Annotated in this window: 4 protein-coding genes and 2 pseudogenes; 1 reads left to right on the top strand and 5 read right to left on the bottom strand. The window is 26.5% G+C overall.

The features are described 5' to 3' along the window. Positions 1-161 precede the first annotated feature (161 nt). From FGK85_RS13885 to FGK85_RS13870, 3 genes and pseudogenes are all read right to left on the bottom strand, one after another. Positions 162-1,394 (bottom strand): DNA methyltransferase family protein, encoded by a 1,233-nt coding sequence (locus tag FGK85_RS13885; protein WP_207670537.1) that lies wholly within the window; start codon positions 1,392-1,394, stop codon positions 162-164. 343 nt (positions 1,395-1,737) lie between these two features. After that, positions 1,738-2,206: pseudogene (gene yyaC / locus FGK85_RS15660) on the bottom strand (spore protease YyaC). 281 nt (positions 2,207-2,487) lie between these two features. Next, positions 2,488-3,405 (bottom strand): tyrosine-type recombinase/integrase, encoded by a 918-nt coding sequence (locus FGK85_RS13870; RefSeq protein WP_171011440.1) that lies wholly within the window; start codon positions 3,403-3,405, stop codon positions 2,488-2,490. Between the two features lie 971 nt (positions 3,406-4,376). On the opposite strand from FGK85_RS13870, the gene FGK85_RS13865 reads away from it, so the two are divergent. Then, entirely contained in the window at positions 4,377-6,473 is a 2,097-nt protein-coding gene (locus FGK85_RS13865) for a P-loop NTPase family protein (protein WP_138207600.1), read from the top strand. A gap of 298 nt (positions 6,474-6,771) precedes the next feature. Here the strand turns inward: FGK85_RS13865 and FGK85_RS13860 are convergent. Together FGK85_RS13860 and FGK85_RS13855 are read right to left on the bottom strand one after the other, a co-directional pair. Next, positions 6,772-7,029: pseudogene (locus FGK85_RS13860) on the bottom strand (sugar phosphate nucleotidyltransferase); the annotation flags it as partial. 64 nt (positions 7,030-7,093) lie between these two features. Continuing rightward, complete coding sequence (locus FGK85_RS13855; protein ID WP_138207596.1) at positions 7,094-8,572, bottom strand: WD40/YVTN/BNR-like repeat-containing protein; 1,479 nt, start codon at positions 8,570-8,572, stop codon at positions 7,094-7,096. Positions 8,573-8,701: the final 129 nt, after the last annotated feature.

Raw genomic sequence — 8,701 nt, 5'->3', positions numbered from 1 at the left:
AGCGAAAGCTTAGAGAATCTTATGCCTTGGAATGATAAGATTCCTGAAAATATGAAAATTAAAGATAAAAAATAAATTAATCCTAGTAAAGCATATTCTTGCCTTACTAGGATATTTTAATACTATTTTGGGAATTATTAAAGGTGCTAAAACTTTGACGCTTACCTATCTTTTGAGTATATTCCTTCTTCCTCTATACTATCAATTAAATAAATAATTTTTTCAGAATCTATATTTTTTGAATTCTGAATTAAATATTCTTTTATACTTTGTTTACACATATAACTAATAATTGCTCTTGGAGTATAAAAACTACCTGTAGTTTTTCTTTCCTCTGAATTTATCATATTTTCAAATATTCTTCCTAATAATTCTGGATCAACAGCTACATCTGCATCATATCCTAAATCTTCTCTTACCGTAAAATTATATTTTTCTAATAAATTTTCAAGAATTTCTTTAAACACATTATTTTCTATACTTATTTTTGTACCAACCTCATACTTAGGATGTCTTTCAAATAATCCACCATTTAAATATGGAATTCCTTGATACTGAGAATCACATATTATATCTGTCTGTGATTCAAAATTTTCATATAACTTTTTAGCTTTTTCACTTCTATTTTTTATCATACCTTCATCTATTGGTGTATTTAAACAATCAAAGAACAAAGGTTCCAGTATTTCGCTAAAATAGTTTAATTGTGGTTTTGAATTTATACAATACTTGTACCTATCAAATAAAAAATCTCTTTTTCCATTAAGCCACTTTTTCTTTTGAATAAAATATAAAAATACTAGTCTACTTGCTAAGAGAACAGCATAATTTCTCCTATCTTGTTTATCTTTAAGTCCATGTACATGCTTTTCAATATTGTCAATTTCTCTTTTAAATTCAGCAAAAAATTTCTTGGTAACTTCTTCTATATCAAATGCTTTTCTGTACTCTAACTCTATATCCAGATCATCTATAACTTTTTTATTTTTAATACCTATTGAATATAAAATATTCAAATCAGTCCTCGTAAAACGACTGTCTTCAATATTAAGTCTTCTTATCTTTAATTTCCCTTTTTCTTCCTTGTAATAATGTAAAAATGTTATTGCACTATATGATTTATTGGAAAAAATCAATAAATTATATTCAAATGGGTTACTATTATATAATTTACTTGCAACCTTATTCATTGTGTCCGTTTTTATAACTTCCATTTCAAAAAGCCATAGTTTAAAATCTAACGTATTACTTAAAACATGGATATTTTTAATTTCATCAATACCATCTAGTTTTATTTTTGATTTATCATAATTAAAATATGGATTATTTTCATATCCCAACTCTTCTGTAAATAATTCAAGTAAATCTTCCTTATTATTTATATGTAAATTCATTAATATCACCTTCAACTTTTATATTTTATATATTTAATATTACCATAACAAAGAACCTTAATAAATACATGGATTACTGTCAATGGTAAAATAAAGGGGCTTTTACATTAAGGAATTTATATACAATATATTGTTTTATGAATTTAAATCTATCACAAGATAACATAGTATTTGTGTATGATGCAACAGCCCCTATTACTATAAATGTAACATTATTTTGGAGTGTAATACTTATTAAAAAAGATAATTTAATAAAAGATCTAATGAAAATAATATCCAAACTTAATAACTCCACCGCAATAGTTTAAAAGACCAAAGGACTTCCCCCTTGGTCTTTTAAATACTATTTAAATGTTTCCTTCAATCCTTTGGCAATAATATATGCCATAGCACTAATAAAATCTAAATCTGCTTCGTATTCTAATATATTAATTCCTTTAGGTGCTACTAAACCTTTAATACAAATATCTCCAACTTCCCCCAAATTATTACCATTGCCAATACCTGCTTGCAGTGGTTTATTACTTATAGTAATTTCTCCTATATCTTCACGCGCACCAACAGCAGCGTCAACTACAATTATTGTACTATTAGGATAATAATTACTTGTTTTTGTTATTTTTTGTTAAATTTAATCCATGAATAGGATTAACCATGCTACCATAAACAGGAATATTAAATTCTTTATCTTCCTTCAAAATTGAACCCACAAATGGTCCCAAACAATCAACCAGGTTAGTTCTATTGGTACCTATACATACTATAATAATATCCTTTTCTGTATAATCTTTTAAGAAATCTACAATCTTCATATATGTATCTTTAGGTATATACTTGTTTTGTGAAGACTCCCTTAATTTCATGTGGAATTTATTATATAAAAAACTTAATATCATAATAACTCTCACTTTCCTTTTCTAATCTTATATTTTTAGGCTAGATAATATAAACTAATAATCCAGTCCTTACTTTAAAACTCATTAATCTTATATATACTATTATACATAAAAATATAAAATTTACTTCCATAAATGCATTTTTACTACATGCTTATTTTACTAGCGTGGTATACTTTTTAACATGTTCTTTCCTATCATTTTAAGTATATATTAGTAACTTCTGTTCGATGATGCCCTAGCTCCTCAGAAACTTTTCTTTTGGCTTCGCTTTCAATATATTTTTCTGATGCTTCTATAAAACTAAGTTGGGCAAACGTATGTCTATTTCCATGCATAGTTAGATTAACTTTTGGTGCAGATTTTCTATCTTTTTCTAACATTTTTCTAGCCGAATTTCTATCTATCCTATCTATTTCCTGAAATTTTTCCCTATGATTTGTAATCCAATTTTGTATACTTCTTTTAACCATATGGGTTTTATCTCCTATGCCTATAAAAATTCGTTCTGAGCTTTTAGCATTAGCTAATATATATTTTAGAATTTCCCTATCTTGAACTTTTACTTCTACTTCTCTTGGATTTTTCCCTTTTGTATTTTCTAAATATAAAAACCCACTTAAAATAGCTTCTTTTACTTGGTAGTTTGTTAAAACCACAGCTTCTTCCAATCGGCAACCAAATTTAAAACTTAGCAAAATAGCTTTAACCACATCTATTCTACCCATTTCTTTTGCCAATGCTATTGCTCTTTCTATTTCTTCTTGGCTCCAGGCTCTTTTTGTCCCCCTAGTTATTCTTTTTTCTAAATTAAGTTTTTTGTTTGTAGGAATAATGTTTTTTCCTTCTGCTAAATTGTAAAAAAATCTTATTGCAGATAACTCCAATTTTATTGTACCGGGAGCATAATCTATACTACGCATATACTCTACATACATATAAATATGTTTTACTTTTATATTTTTAAATTTTTTTATATTTGTATTTTCCCCTAACCATATGCAAAAACGATAACAAGCATCCTTATACCTGTACCTAGTTTTAATACTTTTCATATTATTTTTTTTAAAAAGTTTATCTATTTGCGTTGTTAAATTTTTACTTTTTCCATTCATATATAAATCTCCTTTCCAATTATAAATATCAATTTTCATTTATTTCCATTTTTCTAATTACATTTTTTAAAATTAATAATATATATTTTTTTAGCTACATTTTTTATAAGTACAAATATTTATTTTTATCTATTCTTTTTTTATTTAAAAAAGAACATAGCTATAGCAGTAACTTATTAATGCTATTTCTTGCGTTTTCCTAAAAGCCATATTGCCTATAACCTTGTAACAACTAGCTTAATCGGTTATCTGGGTGCTCCGTATCTATATTAATATTTAATTTTAATTAGCTTAGTAATAATGCTTAAAACATATATTTATATGTTAATAAAGCTACGCAAAAGCATAATCTTTTATGCTGTGGATACAAAATCCCTACCCAAGTAATTACTTAGGAACAATTGCTTATAATTTCTGCTTTAAGTGCAGAAGCAAAATGCTAAGAAACTTTTTAAAAAGCTCTTTTTAGAGTTGCCAAAATACTAGCATACGCTCCAAACGTATCTGGTAAACTCGCGTTCCTCATATTTTATAAATTAACTATTTTTTAGCTTAAAATAAGCCATAATTATTTTTTTCTAATTAATTATTATACCGTTTTAGAAAATCAAATAATTTTTTATTAAATATTTTATTAAATTTCTAAGCTTTAAAAAAGTAATACCACATCGGTATTACCTTTTGATGAAAAAAGTTAATATAACACTTATAAATACTAGCTTTATGCAGTAAAACCATATTGTATTACTTTTTTATTGTAAAATTGCTTGTTAGACCAAGAACATCAAGGCTTGTAGCAGTAATACTAAAATGGCTTTCTTTTTTGTAATTTTAGTATTAATTTATATAACAAATTGCTGAAAATATATTATATAAAATAAAATTAGTAAAACTTTTTATAATATTAGTTACTTTTTTCTAAAACGCAATAATAATAATTCGTTATTATTATTACGAGGAGGATAAACTATATGAAAAAAATGGATTCAAATACAAATTTCACAGAAATACAAACTGTAATTAAATCTATTAGGGATAATAAAATATTACTAGTTACAAATACAGAAAATGATGCTAATATCCTAAATACACTATTAGAAGAAAATAATATGTATTGGGCTACAACAGATACAATTATTAGAGAATTGCCTTATATAGATACCTGCAAAATGTATATATTCCAATATAAAACTGAAGAAAAAAATATACAAGATTTAAAAAATATAGTATATGAGTCTTGTAAAATTTTTAAAATTATAAATTTAACACAACTAAATAATTTTAATACTGATAAAGATATTAATAATTGGTTAAACAATGGACATACGATAGAAGAATTAATACAGTTTTTTAATAGGAGTCTAGATTTAAAAAACAAAGATCTATTACAACAAAATGCCTTTGGAATATATAAATATGTACAAAAAAAAGATGCTGAAACAAAAAAAATATACATTACAAACTTTACCATATTGAAATCTAGTAGAATTATTCTGGTAGATAAACAGCAAGAAGGAATAAAACTAATATTAAAATCTTCAAGCGGGGAAATTTTTGAACGAACTGGCGAAGTTAGCGTTTTTCATGATGTAAAAACATTTAAAAATTTTTTAGGAAGCATGGACATAACTTTCAAAGGTGGATTACAAGATTTAACAAACTTAAAAATATGGATAAATAATTACTTTACTTTTAATATAGAAGAAATTCATGATGGAATTAAATTTATAAATAAAAATAATACACTAATGCTAGTAACAAATAATGGAGCTATTTGTTCTAACGGAATAGATACTACGATAAAAAGTGTAGCTGGGGTAGATATAAATATTAACAACCTAGAATTTATTACTGCATTAAATATGAAAGAACTATTTCAACATTTATTTAATTTTACTTCTAAGGAAAAAGTTCTATGTATATTAGGTACTGTAGTAAATAATTTATGTATAGTGCAAAGTAAAAATTTAAAAATTAAAGGTCACCATCTGCTTATTGTAGGGGAAAGTGGAAGTGGTAAAAGTACAATATTAAAAAGTATAATAGGAGCTATACTAAATTATCCCGACGAAGAAATAAAAAGTATTGGTTTAATTACTAATTTTGCACTTATAAAGACAATTTCGCAAGGAAATTACCCTGTTCTATTCGATGAATACAAGCCTACACTCCTAGATAAATATAAAAATGAAAAGCTATCTGAAATTTTTAGAAATAGCTACGATAGAGCAACTGTATCTAGGGGAAATAAAAATCTTGATAATAGAAATTTTGTTTTAAATAGGCCAATAATTTTAGCAGGAGAAGAAAGTTATAAAAATTCAGAAACAGCTTTAATGGAAAGATCCTGCATAGTTTATTTATCTAAACAGGAAAGAACAAAAGAACAAGAATTTAGCATGAGCTGGTTACAAAAAAATGAAATATTGCTTAATAACTTAGGCGTAAGTCTTATAAATACAATTTTAAATTTAAACGTTTGTGAATATAATCATTTAAGAGAGACTTTAAAACAAAATTTTATATCTCTAAAAGATAGAGTGTTAAATACAGCTATTAACATTGCTACAGGCATAGAAGTATTAAATATACTATTAAAAAATTTAGGTTTAAATGAAATAAAAAATTACACTGATTTAATAACAAAAAATATAAAATTAGAAATATTGGAAGAACGTGAAAATTCCCTATCACAAGTAGAACAAATGCTAATACTATATAATCAGCTTATAGAAGATGCACGAGCTGAAAATGTAAATGAAGTAATAAAAATTAAAGATTCTAATATTTATATAAAAACATCTGAAATGATTAATCAGATTTCAGAATTTAATAAAAAAATAGGAGCTGATATAATTATCTTAAAACTTAAGGATTTTAAAAAACAGGCTAAAAAATCCAACTATATAATAGATACAAAATATTTGCACTTCGATACAGATTCTGGAAGAAAAACCATTAGATATGATTTATATGACAGTAAAAAACTACAAAAATTAAACTTAAATTCCATAGCTCCAAAAGATGTATTAGAAATAGTAGACCTTAATGATACTATGCCATTTTAAAAGTTTAGAAACATAATGTCCATTTAAAGTTATAAATTGTGCCAAATTTGTGCCTACTAAAATGCTTAATCTTACAACATTATGTTATATATAAATTAATTTTGGCACAATGGCACAGTACTTATAAAAATATAATATACTGAAAGTGTTATATAATAATCTTTTATTCAGTATTATATAAATTTTATACTGTGCCATTGTGCCACTTACAATATACCTTATATTTTTTAATTTTACAAACATAAACCAATCGCTCAGCTACCATTTACTACCTAATGACCTATATCCCCAACAACGGGGTCTCCTTGTTACTAGGTTCCACAAATATGTTTGCCTCATCTATCTCAGGCAGCTCACTGCATATGCTTTCATAATAATCTTTATTTGTCACCACATATATATTTTCCTTACTAACCAATGGTTTAATTCTATCCACAGTATTCCTTAGAAAACTTTTATTATTTATTACTTTCAAAAACTGCTTTGGATTGTTACTTCTTGATAAAGGGTATAATCGCGTTCCTTTTCCACCTGCCATAATTAATGCGTATAGCACAATTCTTCTCTCCAACAATTGCTATGCTTTATAATATGAAAAGCTGGTTATATATGTGATTATACTAATTTTCTTTTTTAACTTCTTTTACAAACTCCCATTTTATTCCTCCATCTTTGGATTGATACAAGGCTTTACAATTACCGTTATAATCCCCATCTGCTCCTTGTCCAATTAGAATATTGAGGACTCCATCCTGCTTATAAGGCATAGCTGGAAAATCAAAGGGCTTTATCTTTGCGCCATTATCTAAAATCACTTCATGTTCTGGAATTGCTATCTTTTTATAGGATTTACCTCCATCCTCTGTACGGTATAAATCTGCATTAGAACCCCCACTATGGGACAAACCTAAAAATCCAAGTTTATCATCTATAAAAGTTATTCCCGCTGCTCCACCGCTCATGCCATTAAAGGGATCAGTATTTATTACTGTCCAAGTTTTTCCTCCATCAACGGTGCTACTTAAAGAATAAAATCTGCTGCCTAAGGCTGCTCCTGTAATATCTAAACGATAACCAACTTCCTTGGATAAATAAAATTGTTGATCATTATTTTTTGGCTTTTGTGAACTATTTTCATTGTTTTTCCCTTTAGGAGGCGTTGTTGACTTACTCCACTGTGCATTGGATTTTAAATTATATCTAACAGGAGTGTAACTCTGCTCTTTTCCCGGTACAAACACAGACACAGTATATCCTATTATTTCAGAATTAGCATTGGTTAATGGCTTCTTATTTCCATCTGTATCAACATTAACAATTCCATCTGTATTAAATCCCCAGCTTCTTTTTCCATAATAAACTATTCCGTACCTATTTTCATTCCACTTACTTACTGTGTCCTCAATAGAAATAACCTTAACGGTACTAATTAATGGTTCTAAAAGCTTATCCTCACTATAATCAGCATTTACTATTCTGTTTAACTCTACTTTAATATCTTTAGATTTATTCTTATCATAATAAATTAAGTAAGTCTTTTCTTTGCCCTTATCATTTTTTCCATAAACAAATGTTTCAAAGGATGTAATTGTTCCATCTGAATCAAAATTAAGCTTAAAACCATTGGATATGTATAATTTTTTTGGTAAGGTATATTTTTCGCTAATATCATTAAAAATACCTTCAACTCCATCTTTATATATATTATTATGTTCAAATTTCACTGACCTTTTGTTTTTCAAATCATCTATAACCCATGAAAGCTTGCCATTATAATTTATTGCACTATTATAAATCTTTGCCCCATAAACTAATGTTATGGCCACGATAGTTATAATGGAAATATACCTCCATGTTCTTTTGTAAGCTAAGCCTTCAGGCTCCTCTTCATTTTTTATCTTTTTTACAATTCTTATTGCAGTAACTACAATTACAGCCATAAAAAATACTACACATGCTAATATAATAGAAGTATTTCGATTCATTCTTCCAAATTTACACAGTAAAGATAATTCATAACAAAAAAGCCAGTATGCAATTATCAATATGGGATTGGTTACTAATGATATAAATAGTCTTTTTATAGTTTTTTTAAACATTCCCCATCACTCCGTTAGTTTGTATTGCTTATAATTGTTATTCAAATATATCCCTTAAATTTATTTTTAAATCTGGGAAAGCCGTGCTTGTGTATTCATCATCATTTTTGTATACATCTGATATTACAT

This window comes from Haloimpatiens lingqiaonensis, assembly GCF_901447495.1.
GTDB classification, from domain to species: domain Bacteria; phylum Bacillota; class Clostridia; order Clostridiales; family Clostridiaceae; genus Haloimpatiens; species Haloimpatiens lingqiaonensis.
This window is presented reverse-complemented; position numbering and strand designations above follow the sequence as displayed.

Excerpts from the sequence above, each read along its gene's own strand:
- FGK85_RS13885 (WP_207670537.1), bottom strand. The coding sequence starts at position 1,394 with ATGAATTTACATATAAATAATAAGGAAGATTTACTTGAATTATTTACA.
- FGK85_RS13870 (WP_171011440.1), bottom strand. The coding sequence starts at position 3,405 with ATGAATGGAAAAAGTAAAAATTTAACAACGCAAATAGATAAACTTTTT.
- FGK85_RS13865 (WP_138207600.1), top strand. The coding sequence starts at position 4,377 with ATGAAAAAAATGGATTCAAATACAAATTTCACAGAAATACAAACTGTA.
- FGK85_RS13855 (WP_138207596.1), bottom strand. The coding sequence starts at position 8,572 with ATGTTTAAAAAAACTATAAAAAGACTATTTATATCATTAGTAACCAAT.